The sequence below is a fragment of the Legionella sp. W10-070 genome (genome assembly GCF_900640175.1).
Taxonomy (GTDB): domain Bacteria; phylum Pseudomonadota; class Gammaproteobacteria; order Legionellales; family Legionellaceae; genus Tatlockia.
Map to the genome: position 1 here is coordinate 18,988 of NZ_CAAAJC010000014.1, position 24,278 is coordinate 43,265.

The following is a 24,278-nucleotide window of genomic DNA, read 5'->3' on the forward strand; positions in this document are numbered from 1 at the left end:
AAAGGCTCTATATTAGCGATCATGAGAAAACTTTTAAAGCGACTTGTTGCCATTCTGGTTCTTTTTTTTGCCAGTGGATGGCTGTTGTTATTTCTTCTTCCAAAGCCGCCGTTACTAAGCGGTATTAGTTTTTCAACTGCTGTGTATGATGAGAATGCTCACCTGTTAAGATTGACGCTCAGCGATGATGAAAAATACCGTTTGTTTACCCCATTATCTCAAATATCACCGCAATTGATTTCAGCGACTTTATTACAGGAAGATCAATATTTTTATAAACATTACGGCGTTAACCCTTTGGCAATAGTTAAGGCTGGTTGGCAAACTTATGTCAAAAAATCACGACGGATAGGGGCTTCAACGATCACCATGCAGGTGGCACGCATTCGCTACAGGATCAATTCCAAAACATTATCCGGGAAAATCTGGCAAATCATTTACGCTTTGCAGTTGGAAATGCACTACAGTAAAAAACAAATTTTAGAAGCTTATTTAAATTTTGCGCCATATGGAAGTAATATTGAAGGAGTTGGTGCTGCGAGCTTAACCTATTTTAATAAACAGGCAGGGAAGATTAACTTGCCAGAAGCCCTTCTTTTAAGTGTGATTCCTCAAAATCCTGCCAAACGTATTCCGGGCAATGATGACCTCAAAAAAATAAGGAGCAGATTGTTTGTACGGTGGTTAAAAGAGCATCCGGAGGATAAAAATAAAGAAGCAGCAATCAATTTACCTTTACAAATGCGTACCTCTCGTGACCTGCCCTTTGCTGCTCCACATTTGGTCAATTCAGTATTGGAGGAACAGTCATCCAAATCCCGAAATATAACGACTACAATAGATATTCGCCTGCAGGATGTACTTTCTCGAGTGACGAGAAATTATATTGCTCGAAAAAGGGATAGAGGGGTTAATAATGCAGCCGTTCTTTTAGTTGATACCCGTGATATGAGTGTAAAGAGCCTTATCGGATCGGCTCATTTTTTCAATCAGGAGATTGAAGGACAAATCAATGGAACTGAGGCAAAACGTTCACCTGGTTCTACCTTAAAGCCTTTTATTTATGGTTTGGCATTTGATCAGGGATTGATTCATCCAGGTACTGTTTTAAAAGATGTGCCTCATCGTTTTGGCAGTTATAACCCTGAAAATTTTGATTATGATTTTATGGGACCTGTCAAAGCAAAAGATGCCTTAATTCTGAGCCGTAATATTCCTGCTATCGATCTTGCTAACCAGCTGACAGAGCCCAATTTATACCAATTACTTGAAAAAGCCCAGATTAGTCATCTGAAGCCAGAGTCTTATTATGGATTAGCATTGGCACTAGGTGGGGCTGAGCTTAGCATGCAAGAGTTAACAACTTTATACGCCATGCTGGTTAATGGAGGGATGTGGCATCCATTACGTCTGCGTAAAGATGCACCTTTTGAAGAAGGAAGACGTTTATTAAGCCCCGAGGCAAGTTTTCTGGTGTTGGATTGTCTTAAACATACATCACGACCCGACATTGATTTTCTTGACCGAGGAGTTCAACCATTTTACGTGGCATGGAAAACAGGAACTTCCTCCGGTTATCGGGATGCCTGGTCTATAGGTTCTTTTGGTCCCTACGTTTTAGCGGTATGGATTGGTAATTTTAATAATAAAGCAAATCGGGCTTTTGTCGGCAAAGATATAGCTGCTCCTTTGTTTTTTGAATTAATTGGTGCTATCAAGCAGGCGAAGGGAGCGTTGCCAGTTATTACTCCGCCTTCAGAATCCCTTAATTTACGGCAGGTTGAGGTTTGCAAAAGCTCAGGAATGCTACCAACACGTTACTGTCAGGATAGAGAAATGACCTGGTTTATTCCAGGTAAATCACCTATCAAAAGCGATACTATATATCGCGAAATAGCCATTAATAAAAATACTGGTCTGCGGACTTGTCATTTTGATAACAATACCCGTTTTGAAGTGTATGAATTCTGGACAACTGATTTGCTTGGAATTTTTAAAAAGGCTGGTATCCAACGGCGTGTTCCACCTCCCTATGAAAAGGGCTGCACAGCAATTGGCAATGGCGCTTTAACGCCGCAGATTACCTCTCCTCAAAGTGAGTTAAGTTATATTATCCCTGTTGATGCGCCTCAAAAAACAAGAATTCCATTAATGGCAGTAGCCGATGCTGATGTAACGACGCTCTATTGGTTTATTAATGACAGCTTCTTAGCCAAAACTCCTCCTGACAGACCGTTGTTATGGACAGCAAAATCAGGAAAATTCATTGTGAGGGTTGTTGATGATCATGGCCTGTCTGATGCCAGGGAAATCAATATTAGAGTCTGTTGATAATTCACCTTCCGGCTACGTGCCGCGGCTTGCTTTCAATTAGCCTTAAGTTTTGCTTGACAGCCTTAAAGCCCGACGTGCCACGGCTTGTCCGCGGCATCCAGCTTTAATTTATCAAATCTTCTAGGCTCTTGAACGAGTGATTTGAATATGGCCATTAATTTGCCTGTTTATACCTGATGTTAGAACCATTATATTATGAGTTCGCTCTCATTAATCAATGAATTATATAGCGCAGTTTTTAATTTGACCATCTACTGGATGCCGCGGGACAAGCCGCGGCACGTAGCCGTAAATCTGAACGTAATCCAGATGCCAACCCGAAAATTCAATCTTGACGAGGGATGATTAATTATTTACAGGATGATCCCCAAAACAACCTCACGTTGTTCACTTAAGAGAACATTAAACGTCCGGCAGGCTGCTCCAATGGACATCACTTCAAGGGCTATTTGTTGCCTGGCGAGCGATTGTACAACAGGCATAGGAGCAAAATACTCCCGGGTTTTATGACCGAGCAAGATAATCCTGGGCTGATATTTCAACAAGAAAAGTAGTGATTCATGATTAAGATCATGAATGGTGCTGACTGGCCAGTCAGTAATAATTTCCTGATTACTGACAATCAAACTATTTTGATAGACGAGCGAATTAATTTTGACTTCGTTTTCATTATAAGCCTGAATAGTATGTCGGTCACTCGCTTCCAGATTAATATGCATGGTGTTTAACAGGGTAATAATTTATACTCGTTTCTTCAGTATACCACAGGGGGAAAAACATGAGTCAATTTCCACGTATCAAGCGCTTGCCGCCTTATGTATTCAATACATTAGCTCAGCTCAAATCTGAGGCGCGAGCGCGAGGCGAGGATATTATTGACTTTGGGATGGGGAACCCCGATCAGCCTACCCCTCAACATATAGTTGATAAACTGGTTGAAACAGTCCAACGTCCTGATACCCATCGTTATTCCATGTCGAAAGGGATCCCCCGTTTGCGTCGTGCGATGGCTAACTGGTATAAGCGAAATTATGATGTAATCCTCGACAGTGAAAAACAAATTCTTGCAACCATCGGATCGAAAGAAGGCTTGGCACATCTTGCCTTGGCTATCAGCGGTCCCGGTGACACAGTGCTTGTTCCTGATCCTGCCTATCCGATTCATACTTATGGGTTTATTATTGCGGGTGCCAATGTAAAGCAAATTCCTTTGATCGATGAAAACCAATTTCTGCAAGCGGTCGAAACTGCTATTGAGCAAACCTGGCCAAGACCCAAGGCGCTGGTTATTAATTTCCCTGCCAACCCCAGCACGCATTGTGTAGAGTATGAATTTTTTGAAAGGGTGGTCGATTTGGCCAAGCGTCATTGTATCTGGATTATTCACGATTTGGCTTATGCAGATATCGTTTTCGACAATTATAAAGCGCCCTCGATATTACAAGTCCCCGGAGCAACTGACATAGCAATTGAAACGTACTCGCTCTCCAAATCCTATAACATGCCGGGCTGGAGGGTTGGATTTGCCTGCGGTAATGAGGAGTTGGTGGGGGCATTGACCCGAATCAAATCTTATCTGGATTATGGTACTTTCACGCCAATTCAGGTGGCGGCTATTGCTGCTCTTGAAGGTTCTGATGCCTGTGTTGACGAAATTAAAGCCTTATATGAACAACGGCGTAATATTCTCTGTGATGGTTTGCAAGAGCTGGGTTGGTATGTAGAAAAGCCAAAAGCCACGATGTTTGTATGGGCTCCAATCCCTGCTACTTATAAACATATGGGGTCACTGGAATTCTCTAAATATTTGCTTCAAGAGGCTTCTGTTGCAGTATCTCCAGGGATTGGATTTGGTCAACAAGGAGATGGTTATGTTCGTTTTGGTTTAATTGAAAATCATCAACGAATAAGGCAGGCTTTGCGTAATTTAAAAACATTATTTAAACGAGATGGCTATTTGCAGGCAGTTTAGTCATGCAGGTAGTTATAAACAAGACAATAAATAGACCTGCTAATAGTGAGCCACTCGTCAGTCGGGGTGATTTTTATAGTAATACACTGTTTTGTCTGGGGTTTGATGAATCAAATCCTCCCCTTGCTGATTTATTCCGTCTTTATTATCAATTGGAAGGACAATGGTTGATTGCCTCTCCTGTTCATTGGGAAGCCACTCATAATGATGCCATGATTGTAGCGGTTGATGAGACACTTGATCTAACTGAAAAAGAATCCCGTTTATGGTTTTCTGAAGTAGCTCAATTTCTCAAGCCTTATGGTTTGGATTGCCTTTACCATGATCCGTATACCTGGCTATTAAAAGTGGATAATCAGCCAACGATTTCCAGCCGTTCAGTCTATGCCATGTTACATCAATCTACCATGCCCGTTCTTAATGCTTTGGATAAAACACTCTTTTGGCAACGACTGGTCACAGAATTGCAGATGTACTTAAATTCACATCCCCTGAATAGCAATCGTTTTCAGCAGAAAACTATTAACGGTTTATGGTTTTGGGGAGAGGGGCATTTTAAGCTGCCAACAAAAAAAATAATCACCGATGATGAGATTTTCCTTAAAGTGCTTATTGATGTTGAGCGTCTGGCTGCCAGTTCTGTTTTTAGGAAGGACAGCTTAATTTGTATCAAGCATTCCGAGCATGCAGACCTTGCCAATCTTCAGGAAAAAACACAGCAATATGCAGTCGAATGGTACTGGAATAATCTCGCTTATTTAAAACCGGCCATCAATTGGTGGTCAAGATTATGGAGATAACAGGTCGTGCGGATTAAACAACGAGAAATACCTACTTCACTCTCTGAATTATTAGATTATCCGCCTATCCTTCAACGCATCTATGCTGCACGTGGTATTGATGCGCAGACGCAATTGGATAAAAGCCTGCAGGCACTCTTGCCTTTTGGTTCATTAATGGATATTGATACCGCTTGTATCCGGTTAGAGCAAGCCTTAAGAGATAAACAGCGGATTTTGATTGTTGGTGATTTTGATGCGGATGGTGCCACATCTACCGCATTGGCAGTTTCCGCTTTACGTTTAATGGGCGCTTCGTCGGTGGAGTTTTTAGTTCCTAATCGTTTTGACTTTGGTTATGGCCTAACGCCAGCTATCGTAGACATTGCCAAAAAATGGCAGCCTCATTTAATTATTACCGTAGATAATGGAATTGCCAGTGTAGATGGCGTTGATGCTGCAAATACAGCAGGTATTGATGTCTTGATTACGGATCATCATTTACCTGGTGAGATATTGCCTGAAGCCTGTGCCATCGTTAACCCCAATCAGGCTGGAGATTTATTCCCTAGTAAATCAATTGCCGGCGTTGGCGTTATCTTCTATGTCATGCTTGCGCTGAGACGACATCTGATGAATACCGACTGGTTTGAATCTCAGGGTTTAACACCACCGAATATGGCTCAATTTCTTGATTTGGTTGCGCTTGGGACAGTAGCCGATGTCGTTGCTTTGGATCAAAATAATCGTATTATGGTAAATCAAGGGCTGGCACGGATTCGTCAAGGGCTTTGTCGCCCAGGGATTAGTGCTTTAATTGAGGTATCCGGACGTAATTGCCTGCGTTTACGCGAAAATGATCTGGGTTTTGCGGTAGGACCAAGATTAAATGCCGCAGGAAGGTTGGATGATATGTCGCTTGGTATAGAGTGCCTGCTAAGTGATGATCTAGAGAAAGCACGTAAATTTGCTGTCCATTTGGATGAACTCAATCAGGAGCGGCGTGTTATCGAAGCAGAAATGAAAGACCAGGCGATGTTGGCGATTGAACAATTGACTAAAAAAATGGAAAACAGTCACCAATTGCCTGCTGCTTTATGCCTGGTTGATCCCTCATGGCATCAGGGGGTAATTGGCATTCTCGCCGGTCGGCTAAAAGAGCGTTATCATCGACCGGTTATTGCTTTTGCAGCTGTTAGTGACAGCGAGTTAAAAGGTTCTGCCCGTTCAATAACTGGCTTGAATATACGGGATGCCCTGGCGGCAGTTGATAAAGACAATCCAGGGTTAATTACCAAATTTGGCGGCCATGCCATGGCAGCTGGTTTAAGTATCGCCCCTGAAGCGTTTGCCAGTTTCCGGCAAGCTTTTATCAATGAAGTCGCCAGACAGATTGATGTTTCCCAACTTGAAGGCGAAATCTGGACGGATGGCTCTTTGCAATCAAAAGAACTCACATTGGAAACAGCAACGTTGTTGCAGCAGGCAGGCCCTTGGGGGCAACAATTCCCAGAACCTTGCTTTGATAATATTTTTGAATTAATTGATCAACGTTTGGTAGGACAGAACCATTTGAAGCTATCGTTGGCTCATCCTGATGGCGGCATATTTGATGCTATTGCGTTTAATATTAATCAACAGCAATGGCCAAATTATCGTGCAAGACAGGTTCATGCTGTTTATAAACTGGATATCAATATTTATCAGGGTAAAACAAAACTGCAGTTGGTTATTGATGCGTTGCAGGTGTATAATTAACCCCGAGTGAATACCCTGGAATTTTGGAAGTTTTATAATTTGTCATCTGCAGCATTAATTTCCCCACTGTCCATCGCCCCAATGATTGATTGGACTTATACTCATTTTCGTGTACTGATGCGTCTTATCGCGCCGCATGCGCTTTTGTATACTGATATGCAAACGACCGGTGCGATAGAGAATAACCCCTCTCGGGCTTTATTTTTCTCCCCAGTTGAGCATCCTTTAGCCCTGCAGATTGGTGGTGCAGAGAAAGAAAGATTAGTAAATTGCGCTCAATTAGCGCAAGAGAAGGGCTTTGATGAGGTTAATTTAAATCTGGGTTGCCCCAGTGATAAAGTGCAAGCGGGGCGATTTGGTGCTTGTCTAATGGCTGAGCCTGCAAAAGTAGCTGAGTGCATTGCCGCAATGAAAAAAACAGCTTCAATTCCGGTGACTGCAAAAACACGAATTGGAATAGATGATCAGGATAGCTATCAATTTTTCTCAGCGTTTATTCATCGGTTAATTGATGCTGGATGTGATAAGCTAATTGTCCATGCACGCAAGGCATGGCTTCATGGATTAAACCCCAAGCAAAATCGGACAATTCCCCCCCTGCATTACGATTATGTTTATCGAATCAAGGAGGAGCTGCCAACTATTCCAGTTATTATTAATGGTAATATCAACTCTATCGAGGATATCAATCAACATATGCAGTATGTCGATGGCGTTATGCTTGGACGGCTCGCCTGTCAAAATCCTTATGCTATAAGCCTGATACATAAGTATTTTTTCCCTGAAATTCCAATTACTCCTCGCCATAGGATTTTGAAGAAATATATAGGCTATATCCAATTGCAGTTTGAGCAGGGTGTTCCTTTAAGTGTATTACTTAAACCTGTTTTGAATTTGGCTCACGGGCTACCTGGCTCAAAACGCTGGAAGGAGCGCTTAATTCAAATACAGCAGAACAAACAGGCAGACAGACTGGATGATGCTGTAATCAGTTTGGAAGAAATGGAACAAAATTTATTGATATTAAATGAATAAACAGAGAAAACATCTTATCTGCCAATAACCTTTAGTGAATTACATGAGAAGCATCTTAACCAGCATTCTACTTCTAATCGGCTCTAATACCTTTATGCTTTATGCATGGTATGCGCACCTTAAGGAATTCTCCAGCAAACCGCTCCTTTTCGTCATTATCATCAGTTGGTCGATTGCTTTTTTCGAGTATCTTTTACAGGTGCCTGCTAATCGTATCGGTTTTAGTGAGGCTCATTTGAGTCTGGCGCAGCTTAAAATTCTTCAGGAAGTCATTACCCTTGGTGTTTTTTTACCATTTGCTGTGTATTATATGGGGCAAAAAGTCACGCTTAACTTTTTATGGGCTGGCTTATGTTTGCTCGGTGCTGTTTATTTTATTTTTAAACCTGTTATAGAATAAAGCAGGATATAAGGAGATAATAAATTGAAAAGGATTTCAGGTTTGGTTTTCTTGATGCTAGGCATGCTTCCAACAGCAAATGCTTATCTTTGTTTATCTGGTTATCATTACAGTCAAAACTACGTGTTTGAAATTACCTGCGATATTGATCGTTCCAGAGACTTAGTTCATAAAAAGACCTATAATTGGGCATGTTATAAAGGTTTATCGTACTATTATTATTGTATAAAAAATTAATTTCAGAGCTTTAAGTTCTTTTTTGAAACTTACTTTGCCAGATTTTTTCCAGCTATCCGTTGGTTTATCGATGCTGTGTATGGTTTTACGTGGCATTTTTAGGAAATTTCTAGTAAATTAAGCAGTTTTAAAGCTTCGACTGTCTAGAGGATTATCAAGGCAATGCTAAATACCCTGATGAAAAAAATGTTTGGTAGCCGCAATGAACGTACCTTGCGGCGTATGGATAAAACAGTGCAAGCCATCAATGCCTTTGAATCCCAAATGCAGGCACTCACTGATAAAGAGTTGGCTGATAAGACCAGGCATTTTAAATCGCGTTTGGCTGAAGGTGAAAGCCTCGATGAGCTGTTGGCGGAAGCTTTTGCAACAGTACGCGAAGTAGCTTTCCGTACATTAGGTTTAAGACACTTTGATGTACAGTTGATTGGCGGCGTTGTCTTGCATGAGGGAAACATTGCTGAAATGCGTACCGGTGAAGGTAAAACGCTGGTAGCAACCCTTCCTGCCTATCTGAATGCACTTACTGGCCGTGGTGTTCACATTGTTACTGTTAATGATTATCTTGCTAAACGGGATAGCCAATGGATGAAACCTATCTATGAATTTTTAGGTCTGACAGTGGGGGTTATTTACCCTGACATGCCTCATCCTGAAAAACAGGCCGCCTACAAAGCGGATATTGTTTATGGAACCAACAATGAATTTGGTTTTGATTATTTACGTGACAATATGGCGTTTAGCCTGGAAGATAAAGTGCAGGGTGATTTGAATTTTGCAATTGTAGACGAGGTGGACTCCATTTTAATTGATGAAGCCCGTACTCCGTTAATTATATCGGGCGCTGCGGAAGGCAGTTCTGAATTATATATCAAAGTTAATGAGTTAATTCCCCATCTAAAGAAACAGGAAGAAGAGGGGGATGGCGGCGACTATACTATTGATGAGAAACAAAAACAGGCACACCTTACTGAATCAGGACATCAACATGTTGAAGAGCTTCTGGTGCAGAAAAATTTGCTGGATCCGGGAGAAAGCCTGTATCACGCCAGTAATATTATATTAATGCATCATGTCAACGCCGCTTTAAAAGCCCATGCTATGTTCCATCGTGATGTGGATTACATTGTAAAAGATAATCAGGTGGTTATTGTAGATGAACATACCGGCCGTACGATGCCAGGAAGACGCTGGTCAGAAGGATTGCATCAGGCAGTAGAAGCAAAAGAAAAAGTAGCTATTCAACAGGAAAATCAGACACTGGCGTCGATTACCTTCCAGAATTACTTCAGGCTATATAATAAATTGTCCGGGATGACAGGAACCGCTGATACAGAAGCCTATGAATTCCAGCAAATTTATAACCTTGAAGTTGTGGTTATGCCAACCAATAAGCCCATGCGCCGTCAAGATCAACCCGATTTGGTTTATCTCAGTCAACAGGATAAATATCAAGCAATTATTGAAGATGTAAGGGAGTGTGTAGCTCGTAAACAACCTGTTTTGGTTGGTACCGCATCCATTGAGTCGTCTGAGTTATTAAGTCATTTACTGAAAAAAGCAGGCATTAAGCATCAGGTTTTGAATGCTAAATTCCATGAAAAGGAAGCGCAGATTATCGCGGAAGCAGGTCGTCCCGCTGCAGTGACTATTGCTACCAATATGGCCGGACGGGGAACTGATATTGTATTAGGAGGGAGTTTATCTGCAGAACTGGCTCAACTGCCAGAAGATGCAACGGATATAGAGCGTCAAGCAGTGAAGGCGGATTGGCAAAAACGCCATGAAGAAGTACTTCAGGCTGGTGGCTTGAGGATTATTGGTTCAGAGCGCCATGAATCGCGTCGAATTGATAACCAGTTACGAGGCCGTTCAGGTCGTCAGGGCGATGTAGGAAGCAGCCGTTTTTATTTATCATTAGATGATAATTTAATGCGAATTTTTGCCTCCGAACGTGTGGCATCGATGATGCGTCGATTGGGGATGAAACCCGGCGAGCCTATCGAGCATAATTTAGTTACCAAAGCAATAGAAAATGCTCAACGCAAACTGGAAGGCTATCACTTTGATGTAAGGAAGCAGCTGCTTGATTATGATAATGTAGCGAATGAGCAGCGTAAGGTGATTTATAAACAACGTGCAGCAATCATGGCAGTTGATGATCCACAGGAAGCAGTGGAAGCGATGAGAGAAGACGTGATTCACACCTTGGTCGATAATTTTATTCCACCTCAGAGCCTGGAAGACCAATGGAATTTGCCAGGGCTTTCACAAACCCTGCAGGATGATTTCAAAGTTAAGGCTGATGTGCAAAGCTGGGTTGAAGCTGACCACAGCCTGCAACCGGAGCAAATTCGCGAAAAAATCCTTAGGCTTTGTGTCGAGCGATATAAAGAAAAAGAAAAAATAACCGGTAGAGAAGTTCTCTCCAGTTTTGAAAAATCTGTCATTTTGCAAACTTTGGATAATCAATGGCGAGAACATTTGGCATCCATGGATCATTTGCGACAGGGGATTCATCTGCGGGGTTATGCTCAGAAAGATCCTAAGCAGGAATATAAGCGCGAAGCGTTTACTTTATTCTCTATGATGCTTGATAACTTAAAATACGACATTATTCGCTTGCTTTCTTCAGTTGAAGTTCAAACTGAAGAAGATGTTAATGCGGTTGAAGAGCAGCGCCGTGCGGATCAGGCTTATAAAATGCAATTTATTCATGAAGAGGCGCTAGGCAATGCTACCGATGCTGAACAGGAGAGCAGAGATACAACGTTCAGACGTACTGAAAAGAAGGTAGGGCGCAATGATCCCTGCCCTTGTGGCTCGGGTAAAAAATACAAGGCTTGCCACGGAAGCTTGGTGTGAAGGTAGCTGTCGGGGTAATTTTTAATGACGCAGGAGAAGTGTTAATTACCCGGCGCCCACTTGATGCCCCACATGGAGGCATGTGGGAATTTCCAGGGGGAAAGCTCGAAGCAAATGAGCTCCCTGAAACTGCCCTCATTCGAGAAATCAAGGAAGAAGTTGGTATTGACATACTAGATTACCGTTTTTTAGGGGATATCAGCCACAGTTACGGAATGAAATCTGTCAATCTGCTGGTGTTCAGCATTAATCGCTATTGCGGAGATGCAAGCTGCCAGGAAGGTCAACTGGATTTACGGTGGGTGACTTTAGATAAGCTGAGTGACTATGAGTTTCCGGAAGCAAACAGCAAAATTATTGCTCTTATGCAGGGGACTTTCGCTTAGGACTTATAGGAATCCAAGTTCGGCCATGAGCTGTTCTCCTTATTCTCAGCGGAGGAACCCGTTCATGGCCATTTGCTTCATTTAAAAAATTTTAGAATAAGTGTCTTGCTACATTATTTTGATTAACTGGGTGCGGATTATTTAGCTTATCTATCATTTTGCTTGCTGAATCCAGAGGCAGAGATCTAGATCTTGGGGGGCGCATGGAATTCAAAAGTTCCTGCTCATCGTTAATAAATTGAGTTAGTGCCTCTATTTTATCGTTATCATTCTGAATTTTAGAAATTTCTTTTAAATTTTTCATTCTTGCATTGCAATTGTATTCTACATTGTAAAATATAAAGTCTCTCTGTTCAAAAAAAGTTAATTATCCATGGCAATAATTTTTTGTCAAGTGTCTTTTTAGGGATATGATAAAAAATCTGTCATCCCTGCGAAGGCAGGGATCCATGTGCAATGCACATCCTAAGCTTCAGGATATTCTATCCTGCCAACTTTGCAACAAAACGATGAAAACAATATCATGCTTCTATTCTTGAATAAGGTGGCTTTACCAGCAAATCTACGAACATAGGGAAAATTAACTTAATGGGGTGAAACAATCTTCAGTGCATGGCTGCGATTTTAATTGCGGTTTTTCCTTGAAAGTCGAGTCGTAACCTGGATGGAGCGTCAGCGAAATCCAGGGGTATAGGTTTATTATCAAGCTCCGATCCCGGATTTCGCTAGCGCTCCATCCAGGCTACTATTAATAACACCAACCGCAGTTTTAATCGCACCCTCAGTGTATTAATTTGAGTGACGAACTTTTTTGATCGATGGATCCCTGCCTTCGCAGGGATGACAGAATACAGAGTCGTTTAAAATTTAAAAACAGCCTTTCTCCTCAAAGATCAGGTATTATCTGCTGGAGATCCTTCGTTCAGGGTGTTTATATTGTAGCCAAGTATGATTTGCCTTGTGGTTTTCAGTATTTACTGTTGTTTTTGGGTTAACAAAGCAAGCAATGCACCGGTTAGAAGAGTAGCTACTCCGGCTGCCTGAATGAAATTAATTTTTTCTCCTAAAAGGAGAATACCGAAAATAACAACAAAAACAGGTTCCAGAACTGACAAAATAGAAGCTTGTACAGCACTGATATGTTTTAAGCCGTTTAATAATAAGACAATAGGCAAAGCGGTACAAATAATACCAATCCCCAGGATATTAAACCAAACATGGTAGTCTAGTGGCACAAGAAAAGAATGCTCTGCCAGCGCAGCAAATAAGCATATTAACATGGCACCAATAGATACCAGCAAAGTAGATAGCAGGGCAGGAACTGGACTATTTTTACTGCTTATTATATAGAGTGCATACAAAAGAGAGGCTAGCAAACTCAAACCAATTCCCATAAAGTTAAAATGAAATTCACTGCCGTTGACTAGTCCTGCCATGCCAATAAAGATGATAACCAGTGCCAGATAATAATAGTTGTTAACTTTTTGTTTGTAAAAAATAAAATTGATTAACATGACTATAGCAGGGTAGGTAAAAAATATAACCATGGCTAATCCTGAACCGATGTATTTTGTAGCGATGAAATAAAGGATAGAGCAAGTGCCATAAAAAGCAGCGCCATCGAATACTACCTTAATTGTTTCTTTAGATGAAAAGTATGGTTGACTGCCTCTAAATCGGGGCAGGAGTAGGAAAACCATGAATAGACCAGAGATAAAAAAACGCCAGAATAGCATGGTATAAACAGAAATACCGGCATTCATGACGCTTACACCAAAATAGCCAATTAGGCCAAAAAATAAACCCGAGAGGGCAGCGTATAAGGCTCCGTAGTTTTTATATGGCAAACGATACCTCGCTTTTTATTATCGGAATATTTTACCAGAATAACAGAAAAACATAGGAGAAGAATTTTGAGAAAAAGCAGTTTACTGCCGGGTGAGGGAAATTAGTAATAGCCAATTCTCCTCAAACTGTGTTCCCACTCATCATTTGAGGATCAAATCTAATCTCCCATCGAAATAGGTTGTAAATAGGAAATGATGAACGCCCAATTTGCATAGGTTAATGCCATCCATGCAAAAAATTATCCGCCAGGATAAGATGAATTTTTTAGCAGAAATGGCTAATGATGCTCAATTTCAAGTGGCGGCATTTAAGCAGGTTAATATTTTAATGTTGGTCAGATGATACTGGCCTGTTTGTTTAGATTGGAAGAAATTTGCGACATAACCTTTACCCCCTCAATTTTTTTCGACTATGCTTTTAATAGTGCTAAAATGATGAAAAAAAATGTTTACATTAATAAATCAGCTTTCCGTTCAGCACATCGATGAAATTAATCGGGTACTGGGGTTAACTCTAAGCTCTCAGAATGTGAGTAAAATTTCTGGTGGCGATGTCAATCAAGTTTATAAATTATCTGATGGAGTGAACGCCTATTTTTTGAAACTTATTAATGAGAAAGAATATGCCAAAAGGTTTAAAATTAATCATGACGGGTTAATAAAACATTTAAATTTCAGTGAGCATATTGTCAGACAGCTAAAAGAGAAAATGGATATTATAAGTGCATTGGCTATTGATAATAATTGTGTTGTCAGAATAAAACCCTATCTGATAACGGTAACTCCCTGGCTCAATGCGGTAACCATTGATGCAAAGAAGTTAGGTTTATCACATATCACTAAAGCCGCACAAACACTGAATCTTATTCATCATTTTGAGTTTACATATGATAGAGAACTTGCTGTTGAAAAATTTGAACTGTTTAAGAACATTGGCAGATATGTGTTACATCATAAACTTTGGAAATTAATTCATCTGTTCACTCATAAAAGATATATTTTTCCTGATCTTCATCGAGTAGCCCACTATATTTCTGATAAAAAAAACACGCTTCTGGAAAGTCTGGAAAGACTTGATGCGAATACTCTCTGTCATAATGACTTAAAACCTAAAAATGTTATGTGGGGGAGGGCGATGCAATTTTATTTGGTCGACTGGGAAACGGTCGGCCTATTCAATAAAGAAGCAGATCATTTAGACAGTTTAATCGCTTGGTGCACGGTCTTAAATGAAGAAAATACTATTCAGATCGATATGCAGCGAACCCAGTGTTTTTTAAAAAATTATCCGCTGGCTGACCCGTCAACTTTATCAAATTCCCTTGATATTGTACTTATCAAATCAGTTTATTGGCTTGCTTTTTGCTTGGATTCGTTGATTAAATCACCCTTTAATTTGAAACAATATCAGGCACACATAAAAGAATCAATCAAACTTTGCTTAATGCTTTTTGAAGGCAGTACAGTTGAATTGATTCAAAGCATTCAGAATAATCTTGATGATGAATAGTTTACTGATCGTTATTTTTTCGATTTCCTTAAGTTCCAGCATTATTAATCCATTAATTGGACCGATTATTTTTTCCGAATCAGGTTTTTTTAAATTCATGTCTCTGGATTATAAAATGAACATGTATGCTTTAATTGTGGGTATTTATCCCTTAGGTGCTATTATAGGAAACCCTCTTTTAGGCTTCTTATCAGATAAGATCAATAAAAAAAAAGCCTTATTAATTGCTATTTTGGGTACGATAATCGCTCATAACATATGCTCTATGAGTTTCCTTCTGTCCATGTTTTCCTTATTGGTCGTCGGTCGATTTCTGGATGGGGTAATGTCTGGTAGACGAGCCATTGCCTTATCTTTATTGGCCGATAAACATTCCGACATGAACAATGTTTTTCGGAAAAGTGAAACGGCCAATGCATTGGGGCTTTTATCAGGTCCTTTACTCAGCGGTTTAATCGCATCTCAACTCGCAAGTATGGGTTTTGCTTATTATGCATTGATTTTTGCGCTACTGTTAGTCATTAGTTTAATCAATATGATTTTTATTGTTAACAGTTCAACCGCTCCAATGATATCTTTTCCAGACAAAGTTGGAGCTAATAAAAATCGAGTGAGGTCTTATCCATTTTTTTTATATTTTATATATTTTCTGATTCAATTAAGTTTCTATATCTATATTATTTCCCTGCCTCCACTATTGATTGTCCATTGGTCATTTAGCCCTATGGCTGTAGGATTGACTTTTTCGATATTGGTTTTAAGTTATATGCTAAGCCTTGTCTTTTTTCACCCGCTTATAAATCGCACCTTTAGTTATCGAACTATTATATATAGTGCCTTGCTCTTGGGGGGATTCTTTCTAATGTTATTATCGGTTACAGACATGCAATTGCATTTTTTCTTATTCATCAATTTTGCAATCGTAATTAGCCTCAGTTTTATTATCCCATTAATCATGGTTAAAGTCTTTGAGGAAAATAAGGATAATCCAGGACTGGCATTAGGTATTCAAAATGGCATTATAGGGTTTGCCTGGTTACTGGCATCGATAATGATAACTCTTTTGCCTCTGGCTTATTATATGGGGCTTTTCGCCATTGCCGGTGCCTGTTTACTGCTGACTATATGTGGTTTAATGACCAGCGAGAGTTATTTGAAGAAACGGTAAAGGCTTGTTCCGATGCATTCAATATTTCTCTATCTTCTTCACTGTTTATCTTGGGTAAAATCGATGAGGGTGAATATTATTCCATCGAAATCATGCTATTTCCCCCATTTTTCGTCTAACTCGAGTAAGTGGGGTATATACCAGCTTTAAATCAGCTATAAAAAGAGAGGCCACCGTTATTAAAACACCTAACTGCCCAAAGTCGCTGACTTTGGTTCATCGGGTGCTCGGGGTTCTATTTTTACAATTTCTCCCTGAATCTGCGTCAATTGGGAGCGTAAGCTTTCCGCAGCTTTTCCTATTTGGTTTTCTGTACGGTTAGCAAAAAAGTGAGGACGATAAACTTCCCCTCTGAAATCTTTGATTAGTGAATGAAGTGGTTCCAGTATACTACGGATAAATTTTTTAAAGGGGTTAATCACCTCATTGGATAACTGCTGGAGTTTCTCTGAGGTGAGGTTGTTTTGCAAGGTATTTAACGATCCCTTAATTAGTTCATTTGTCGCGTCCTTATTCAACTCTTTGTTTAGAGATAAGTAAGCCGATAAATTATGTTCCAAACCTGATTGAATGGTTGTAAGAAGGTTAACCCTTGTATCTTGAGACCCATGAGATTTTATTCTTGTAATTTCTGTATCAAGAGTATTTATCATCGATTGAATTGCCAGAGCTTCCTTACTGTTTTTTCGTTTTTTTATCTCAGCGAGATATTTGTTAGCAAGTTCTTCTCGCTCTATTACTTGCTTTTCCAGAGAAATTAATCTTTCATGACTCTCCAGATCTATGATTTCGCTTGAATAGGAAGGGTGAAGGGGTAATTTTTTTAAACCAGTTTGTATATCATTTACAGAAAACTGCGTTACACTCGATAAATCAGTGTTTTTTTCTAGCGCCTCCACTCTTTGGATTAATTTTTCTTTTTTATCCCAAAGTTCATTATTTCTATCTTTAATAGCTTCTTTTAGAGGTTCGATAGCTTGTTGTATACTTTTAAGACCAATTTTCTTTTCTTGTTCAATTAATGCGAGCGTACGCTGAGGATCTTTTGATTCAAATAGTCTAATTATTTCATTTACACTGCTAAGTAACTCAGGCTTTAAATTAAAATTCTTTATTAAATCAATATCATTATAAACAGAGCTATTCTTGACTTTTTTTACGTCATCGGCAACGTCCTTTAATTCAGAGCGCAATAAAAAAGCTACTGCTTCGGCTCTCTCCTTTCTTTTTTTTTCTGCAATTTCAATGGCTTTGTTAAGCTCCAAGACATTATCGGCTATCTCTTCCTTCAAATTCCCTAGAGCAGTGTTTGCTTGATTGTTATTTTTTATTCGCTCACTGTCTCTATCTTTTTCTAAAGGAATTGCAAGATAGGAGCTAGCTGATGTAAGTTCGGTTTCTTTTGCATCCCTGACCTTCACAAGTTCATCGAATTGTTTTTTGAGTTCTTGATGAGTATTCAATAATTCGCTTACTTGTTCTTTGACAAAGGGAGCAGCCTTGTATGATGCGATGCTTTCTTCAATTGATGATTTCAGTTGATTGTATTTTGCCTCACTATCGCTTAATTCCTTCTTTATCTTTACTAGCGCAGACTCATAAGCTTTGTTGGTTGCTATCTGTGCTATTTGTTCTATCTCTGCAATTCGGTCTGTGATCAAATTAGTTGCATTATTTATTTCTGTAATAAAATGACTAATTTTTTCATCTTGTGCAGCTAATAATTTTCCATTCTCTAGCCTGATTGTGATCATTTCCTTATATTTTTCCAGGTTATTAGTGGTTGATATCTCTTTAAAGTAGGTTTCAGATAATATTTTTCGATAATCAATCATCTCGTTTAAGAGGGTGCTGATATTCTCAATTTTTAATAATTGCTGATTAATAAGGCTATCTGATTTTAAGCGTTCGCTTAGCATTTCCTTCCGTTGTTGTTGAATTTTAATTAACTGATTAAGCTGTTCTTTTTTTTCATCTATCTGCTGTATTAATTGTTCTCGCATGTTAGTAGGGGGTTGAATCTCAACAACCCGTCTTTTTGCTTTTCTGTGGGGTTTCTTAGGGATTTCGGCTATTATTTTTGCTGGCGGGAACTGGCCGTATTCCTCATTATGAAACTTTCGATACTCAATCATGAAAGCTATCATTTTCTTTTCAGAAAAGATTAGACTTGGTTTTGCAAATTGTTTTTTGGATTTTTCCAGCTCGGTTCTAAGTTTGGGGGGAGCAACGTCAGGCAATGGAGAAAGTGTATAAATCATTGAATCCAATATTCTGCCCTGCACAGATTTAGTGAGGAAAGCAATCTCATTATTTAATTGGCTTAGCTTTTTATCTTCAATACTTTGTAGTTTTTTTTCTGCTGTTTCTATATCGTTTAAAAACTTATCAATTACGCCTGTATCATTTGATTCTGTCGTCATGGAGCTATCTACGTAGGTTTCATAAGCTTGAATAATACGCTTGAGTTCATCCAGACGATTTTGAATATCTTTTTTAATCATACTGCACCTGGCAATAAACGAATTGGTTAACTCCTATACTTTCAATTGTAATCTATTAATCCTTAGTGTTTTATTAAAAGACAATGCGTGGGGTTTTCTTTTCGATTTTTTAACACTAACAAAATGAAGCCAAGAAAATCAGCAGACTGAGCTTATTAAGAATAAATAAGATACTATTTATTCAAATAACCCTTGCGAATATTAACTATTCACGATAAATTTCAAAAATTTTTTATATTAGTTGAGTTATTAATAATCACTTAATATTTCTCGGGTATATTAATACAAAAAAAATCAATAACTGTATAAAAATCAATTATTAGTATCCGAGTAACGGGATCATCAGCATTTATGACAATCACTAGAGTTCAGCTACAAGAAAAGGTCTCTAAGCTTCTGCAAGCAGCAGATGATTGTGAAAAAAAATATGCAACTGCCCAAAATGCTAAGTTATTTCCTCAAGACGACAGAATCAAACAAATCAAACTATCCATTATTAATCTTCAGCAAAGAATTGAAAAATTACCTGAAAAGCAACTGAGTATAGGAGAAATTAATACTTTAGAGGCTGATAGAAAGGAATTTGACCGATTAATAGCGATTCATATTCAATTCAAACAATATGACCAATTATTAAAGGAATATTCGCGAGTAATTAGTAAAGCCAATGATAAGCTTAAGAAGTCAGGGGTTACTGATGAGCAACTCTCTGTTCTGGAAGCTATTCAAAAGCGAAAAAATGAGTATGAAGAACTTAGAGATAGTATTCTGAAAGATTTAACCAGCACCTATGAACCATCCTTATTAAAAGATCCTTACTTAATTAAGCTTGTAGAGAATATTAATGAGCAAACCCAAAATCTAATGGGAAGGCTCCCCAGAGTGGAGCAAAAAATAAATCAATGTAAGGATGAGGAAAAAATAGGGGTTTATGCTGAAGAGATATTTAACCTTAGAAGATTTTATCAGAGTTTAAAAAAGGACAAAGATAAGCTGGATGAATTTTATGCTGTTTTAAAATGTGAATACAAGCAGTACGAAAAAAGCCTTGAGGAAAAGAAAATATTAACAGCGAGGGTATTAGAACTCTTGTCAACCGCCAGGGAATTTAATATTACTCAAGGCATTAACGAAATTGGATTATCAGTAAAGAGGATAAACCAAAACCAATATCTGGAAATTAATAAAGAGATTTCTTTTATAGATAGCGTCAGACTTGCCCGTAAGCAATGTCAGAACGATCTCGGGTCTTTAAATGAAAAGATAGAGAGTTTAACTAATAAGCTCCAACCATTCAGTGAAGAAATAAAGAAAAAAAACAGAGTCCAAAAAGAGCTTGAGCAACAGATTTTGACAGAAAAACAAGGAATTCATGAGCAGTTAATAGAATTTGATGCTGTCTATATAAAAATCACTAAAGCGTTAACCAGTCATGGATTAAATAAGAAAGCAGTTGAGGCTATAAAATATGCCCTTGATTTGGAACACTCAATAAAACCTGAGGAAGGTGACCTGGAAATAAAGCTTAAATTTTGGCAAACCAGATTAAAGGCGTTTAAGGAAATTACTGAAAAGATAATCAGACTGGCAGAACAGCAACTGAAGATTATTGATAATATTGAAGAAAGCAAAATCAAAATCAGCAAGCAATTGGCGATTTTTGATAAGCTATATCATGAAATAACGAAGAAATCAGAAGATCATAAAATTGATACCGGGATTATTAAGAGAATAAAAATTAATTTTAACGAAGAATTCTTAACGGCTCTTGATACGAATGAACCGGATACACGATTGACCTTTCTGCAAACCAAGCTCATGAGGCTAGAAGAAATTACGGAAGAGTTGAGTAATCAAGAGGGAATTATTCGCAATAAAATCAGCAAAGAAATTAGTGAGGCGATAAGCGCCATTGATAAAAAGCGTGAGAAATTTGTTAGTGAGATTAATGCTGGTAATGAGCATGCCGAGGGTAAAAAATTTAAATTCACCACCGAAGAAAATAAATTATTAGAAGAATTAATTACCATTCAATTAGCTCCTCCAAATTACAAGGAATGCGCGCTCTGCTCCTTGGAACTTATTCTTGAGACTGTCAAAAATCAAACAAAACTTGTTGATCAGCATATAGCTTCGTTGAGAAATATAATCAAGACTCACAAGGAAGCACAGATTAATCTACAAAAAAACAATCAAGAGTTAATAGATATTATTAATTGTTATAAAGATAAGTATGCAATAACGCTACTGGAAACAATGTGGCGATATGACAATAAACTTTTAAAACGGTTCGATTACTATTTTTTATCTAAATTAAGTCCTGAAGGCTTAAATAAAATTAACTTATTAGCTAGTAAGTACAGGGTTCATGAGGATGCAGCAGAAGTTATTAAACGATTAGACTTTCTGGACTTACTCGCTAAAAATGGAATTGGCTTTAATGATTTCCTCAAAAACCCTTCTCTTATTCATGCATTAGAAATTTTAAAGAAGCATAAGATCGAATTTACAAAAGAAATTCTTGGGGTATTAAATGCTAGCGAAGAAAAATGTAGATTGATAATTCATTTTGAAAATAATAACTTAGATAAAAAAGAATCTCTAAAGGGCCGGGTCGAGGACCAATCCGTACTCAGAGAACGTATACGGGAGATGTCTGAGGGTAATAGCAAAGAACGATCTCGCCAAGATCTTCGTTACGTTGGTGCTGAAATCAAAAAATTAACAACCCAGGTACTTTCGGACATACAATTTAAGCAGTTGGCAGACAAACATGTTATTCCTTTGGATCAGCAATTAGCCAAAGCACTCTTTACGATGAACCACAAATCACCTGAGATGCCTCAACCCTGGTTATTACTGCTTGCAGAAAATAACGAGAATATGAAACAGCTATTACTTCTCGAGAAAGTGAAACAGAATGTTCAATTTTTACAAGCGATATTTCCTTACAATGATCATATGGCTCAATTAGTTACTCAATGTTTAGCTGGTTCAGGGAATTTCGACAATTATTTGAAGAATAAGCGGCCATCATTAAAAAATCAGGAAGGAAGTCAATTGAGTTATGAAGATGTCTTGCAATTATTGATCAAAGCTAACAATAATCCTCTTTGTGAACTTGATAAGATGGCTACAATTATTTCTACGATTGATGACTTTATTATCAGAAAATCGAATAGTGAAGACGTAGATGATAGCATTAAACGAAATCTAATGAGTTTTCGTCTTGCCACTATTCCTATTCTACTTTCAGATAACTCGCTTAATGAAAAAAGAGTTAAACTGAACAAATGTGCCAGAGACTACTTACCTTCTGGAAATTTCCTTGACTCACTCTTAAATTGCATTAACAACGTTTTTAATTATGTTGCGAGTAAGATTATTGGTAATCAATATAGGTTATTCTTAGGTGAGCGCGAGGTCGTAAAGAGGGCTTTTGAAGCTGAAAACATATCGTATACAAGCTAACTTACTTCATGCTGATATATTGGATAAATAAAACCAAGACTGACTCTATCAAGTACAGTCTTTATAAAAGTGAATTGAAGGGAAAAAATAGTATTTCTGAAATAACAAAAGGCTTATCGTTTAGAGATACAAGAGCTAATTAGTAGACAGCAAACTCCTCCTGCTAAATAATGCTACTTTGTCTACTGTTGAAGAAATTTGCCGTTGATTTAGATCGCCTGGATGCCGCGAACAAGTCGCGGCACGTAGGCTGTGGGAATGAATTGTAAACACGCCCTAATTAAATTAAGTTATACAAATAGAAATAGGCTTATTGCTATATAGTTAATTAATTAATAGACATTAGGTGAGGAATGGAAATCTATACATCAGAAACACTGCTTGGCGGCTTTTCTTTTCCTGAATCTGCGCGCTGGCATGATTCCTCCTTATGGTTTTGTGATATTTGGGGGCACTCAATTTATCGCCTGCGCTTTGATGGGACAGTTATTCAAAGTTGGAATCTGACAGGAAAGCCTGCAGGTCTTGCCTGGCTTTCAGATAATACGTTATTAGTCACTTCTTTGTTTGAACGTAAGTTACTGGCACTACACAATGACGACTTTAAGATTTTTTGTGATTTAGAGAATATTGCTCGGCCGGGTTACTGTCATGATATGACTGTGAGCAGCGAAGATACCGTTTACATTAGTAATTCCGGGTTTTATCCGGCTCCAGGCGTCACTCCAATCAAATCAGCAATAATCAGTATTAAATCAGGCAGTTTACCTGAAATTGCTGCAAATGATATTGGTTACCCTAATGGCATCGTTATCAATCGCCAAAAGCAATTATTGGTAGCAGAAACCTTTGCTGCTAACATCCTTTCTTTTAATCTTGATCAGTATGGCAATTTGACTAACCGCCAGGATTGGGCTTCTCTGGATAATATAGGATTTAAAGTTGAATTTGATGAGCAAGGGGCTCCGCGAGATTTAAGCCGTCATACACCAGATGGCATGTGTTTGGATAATCAAGGGCGCCTCTGGTTTGCTTCCCCGGCTCGGAAACAAGTGGTTTGTGTCGCGCAAGGCGGTGAAATCCAGGCAGTTGTTAATACTCAAGCCTTGCCATTTGATTGTGTTTGGGGTGGTCCTGAAGGGAATATCTTATATATTATGAGCTGCAGGGTAATCCCTAACGAAAAATCAGGAATGATCGAACAGTATATTAGTCCTGTATCATTAGCGTACTAGTGATAAGCTGTAGCCTACAACTGGCAGATCGCCAGATCCAGTTTTGCGTTGGTTTCACGTACCTCACGCATTGTACTGATTTCGCATAGTCGAAGACTGAGACCATAATGCCCTAACTGCATTCGTGGTGCTACTCCAAACGACTTATCAATTCTGAGTAAGATAAGATGACAGATGTTTTTGGGCGGTAAAGAACGCTGATAAAAACCATTTGGCATATCAATCTGATTAAATTGAGCTGTATCACGTAATAAAGATAAATATAGAGCTACAGTAGAGTATAAAGTGTCCAGATTATCCAGCCAATTGTTAAGATCACGCTTACGAAGCTCTGTCCCTGACTCCAGCCATAGCAGAAGTTGTGGTGAATACATCTCACATTCGGCATGTTGTGGAGCTGAAGACAATCTTACGGATTGCAAAAAAGAGGAATGATGAATCGCTCCACCAAAACGACCTACTGTTTGGGTTAAAGTTTGAATTTGTGCATGCAGTTCTTCATATAACTTCGCCGAAATTTTTGTATTACTCTTGGTTAGTGCATGTTCTATGCGCATTAATTCTTTAAGAAAACGACTTTTTAATTCTGGTTTTTCAATTAACTTAATAATTTCAATAGTATTTTTTAAAGCAGAGTAGTGAATAACCGGATGACTTTCCTCACAGGCTTGCTTAATTGTCTGGCACAGGGATTCCAGCCTTAAGGCAATCTTAGGTAAATAATGAGTAGCCAACTGAAACGTAATGGTATTTTGGTACATATTTAAGTTGCTTTCC

17 protein-coding genes are annotated in these 24,278 nt (G+C 38.7%); 12 read left to right on the forward strand and 5 right to left on the reverse strand.

Translation table 11 applies throughout. From position 1 onward, the window contains the following. The first annotated feature begins 21 nt into the window (after positions 1-21). Positions 22-2,331, forward strand: coding sequence for a penicillin-binding protein 1C (pbpC, locus tag E1O65_RS07525; protein ID WP_133132988.1), 2,310 nt, complete (start codon positions 22-24; stop codon positions 2,329-2,331). A gap of 356 nt (positions 2,332-2,687) precedes the next feature. Here the strand turns inward: pbpC and E1O65_RS07530 are convergent, their stop codons facing one another. Beyond that, complete coding sequence (locus E1O65_RS07530; protein ID WP_133132989.1) at positions 2,688-3,053, reverse strand: MTH938/NDUFAF3 family protein; 366 nt, start codon at positions 3,051-3,053, stop codon at positions 2,688-2,690. 59 nt (positions 3,054-3,112) lie between these two features. Between E1O65_RS07530 and alaC the strand changes: the two genes are divergently transcribed. The 7 genes from alaC (at position 3,113) to mutT (ending at position 11,766) form a co-directional block, all read left to right on the forward strand. Continuing rightward, complete coding sequence (gene alaC, locus E1O65_RS07535; RefSeq protein ID WP_133132990.1) at positions 3,113-4,306, forward strand: alanine transaminase; 1,194 nt, start codon at positions 3,113-3,115, stop codon at positions 4,304-4,306. A gap of 2 nt (positions 4,307-4,308) precedes the next feature. Then, positions 4,309-5,106, forward strand: a complete 798-nt coding sequence (locus E1O65_RS07540) for a hypothetical protein (RefSeq protein WP_133132991.1) — start codon at positions 4,309-4,311, stop codon at positions 5,104-5,106. Between the two features lie 6 nt (positions 5,107-5,112). After that, complete coding sequence (gene recJ / locus E1O65_RS07545) at positions 5,113-6,843, forward strand: single-stranded-DNA-specific exonuclease RecJ (protein ID WP_133132992.1); 1,731 nt, start codon at positions 5,113-5,115, stop codon at positions 6,841-6,843. Positions 6,844-6,882: 39 nt separating this feature from the next. After that, positions 6,883-7,878, forward strand: coding sequence for a tRNA dihydrouridine(20/20a) synthase DusA (dusA, locus tag E1O65_RS07550; RefSeq protein ID WP_278043645.1), 996 nt, complete (start codon positions 6,883-6,885; stop codon positions 7,876-7,878). Positions 7,879-7,921: 43 nt separating this feature from the next. Continuing rightward, positions 7,922-8,278 (forward strand): DMT family protein, encoded by a 357-nt coding sequence (locus E1O65_RS07555; protein WP_133132993.1) that lies wholly within the window; start codon positions 7,922-7,924, stop codon positions 8,276-8,278. A 399-nt stretch (positions 8,279-8,677) separates the two neighbouring features. Next, positions 8,678-11,380: a preprotein translocase subunit SecA gene (secA, locus tag E1O65_RS07560; RefSeq protein ID WP_133132994.1), complete on the forward strand. Its 2,703-nt coding sequence runs from the start codon at positions 8,678-8,680 to the stop codon at positions 11,378-11,380. Next, the gene (gene mutT / locus E1O65_RS07565; protein WP_133132995.1) at positions 11,377-11,766 is read left to right on the forward strand and encodes an 8-oxo-dGTP diphosphatase MutT; all 390 of its coding nucleotides are present in this window, start codon (positions 11,377-11,379) and stop codon (positions 11,764-11,766) included. Before secA ends, mutT begins: the two co-directional genes overlap by 4 nt. A 91-nt stretch (positions 11,767-11,857) precedes the next feature. On the opposite strand, the gene E1O65_RS07570 is transcribed toward mutT, so the two are convergent. After that, positions 11,858-12,070, reverse strand: coding sequence for a hypothetical protein (locus E1O65_RS07570; protein ID WP_133132996.1), 213 nt, complete (start codon positions 12,068-12,070; stop codon positions 11,858-11,860). A gap of 670 nt (positions 12,071-12,740) precedes the next feature. Beyond that, the gene (locus tag E1O65_RS07575; protein WP_242601559.1) at positions 12,741-13,613 is read right to left on the reverse strand and encodes a DMT family transporter; all 873 of its coding nucleotides are present in this window, start codon (positions 13,611-13,613) and stop codon (positions 12,741-12,743) included. 445 nt (positions 13,614-14,058) lie between these two features. Between E1O65_RS07575 and E1O65_RS07580 the strand changes: the two genes are divergently transcribed. Together E1O65_RS07580 and E1O65_RS07585 are read left to right on the forward strand one after the other, a co-directional pair. Beyond that, positions 14,059-15,123, forward strand: coding sequence for a phosphotransferase (locus E1O65_RS07580; protein WP_133132997.1), 1,065 nt, complete (start codon positions 14,059-14,061; stop codon positions 15,121-15,123). Beyond that, positions 15,116-16,291 carry an MFS transporter gene (locus E1O65_RS07585; protein WP_242601562.1) on the forward strand — a complete coding sequence of 392 codons (1,176 nt, stop codon included), beginning with the start codon at positions 15,116-15,118 and terminating at the stop codon, positions 16,289-16,291. Before E1O65_RS07580 ends, E1O65_RS07585 begins: the two co-directional genes overlap by 8 nt. A gap of 188 nt (positions 16,292-16,479) precedes the next feature. Here E1O65_RS07585 and E1O65_RS07590 read toward each other — a convergent pair whose 3' ends face one another. After that, complete coding sequence (locus E1O65_RS07590) at positions 16,480-18,795, reverse strand: hypothetical protein (protein WP_133132999.1); 2,316 nt, start codon at positions 18,793-18,795, stop codon at positions 16,480-16,482. Between the two features lie 351 nt (positions 18,796-19,146). Here E1O65_RS07590 and E1O65_RS07595 point away from each other — a divergent pair, with 351 nt between their 5' ends. Both E1O65_RS07595 and E1O65_RS07600 read left to right on the forward strand, forming a co-directional pair. Next, on the forward strand, positions 19,147-22,266 hold the full coding sequence (locus E1O65_RS07595; RefSeq protein ID WP_133133000.1) for a hypothetical protein: 3,120 nt from the start codon (positions 19,147-19,149) through the stop codon (positions 22,264-22,266). Between the two features lie 353 nt (positions 22,267-22,619). Continuing rightward, positions 22,620-23,501: an SMP-30/gluconolactonase/LRE family protein gene (locus tag E1O65_RS07600; protein WP_133133001.1), complete on the forward strand. Its 882-nt coding sequence runs from the start codon at positions 22,620-22,622 to the stop codon at positions 23,499-23,501. 14 nt (positions 23,502-23,515) lie between these two features. On the opposite strand, the gene zapD is transcribed toward E1O65_RS07600, so the two are convergent. Beyond that, positions 23,516-24,262 carry a cell division protein ZapD gene (zapD, locus tag E1O65_RS07605; protein ID WP_133133002.1) on the reverse strand — a complete coding sequence of 249 codons (747 nt, stop codon included), beginning with the start codon at positions 24,260-24,262 and terminating at the stop codon, positions 23,516-23,518. Positions 24,263-24,278: the final 16 nt, after the last annotated feature.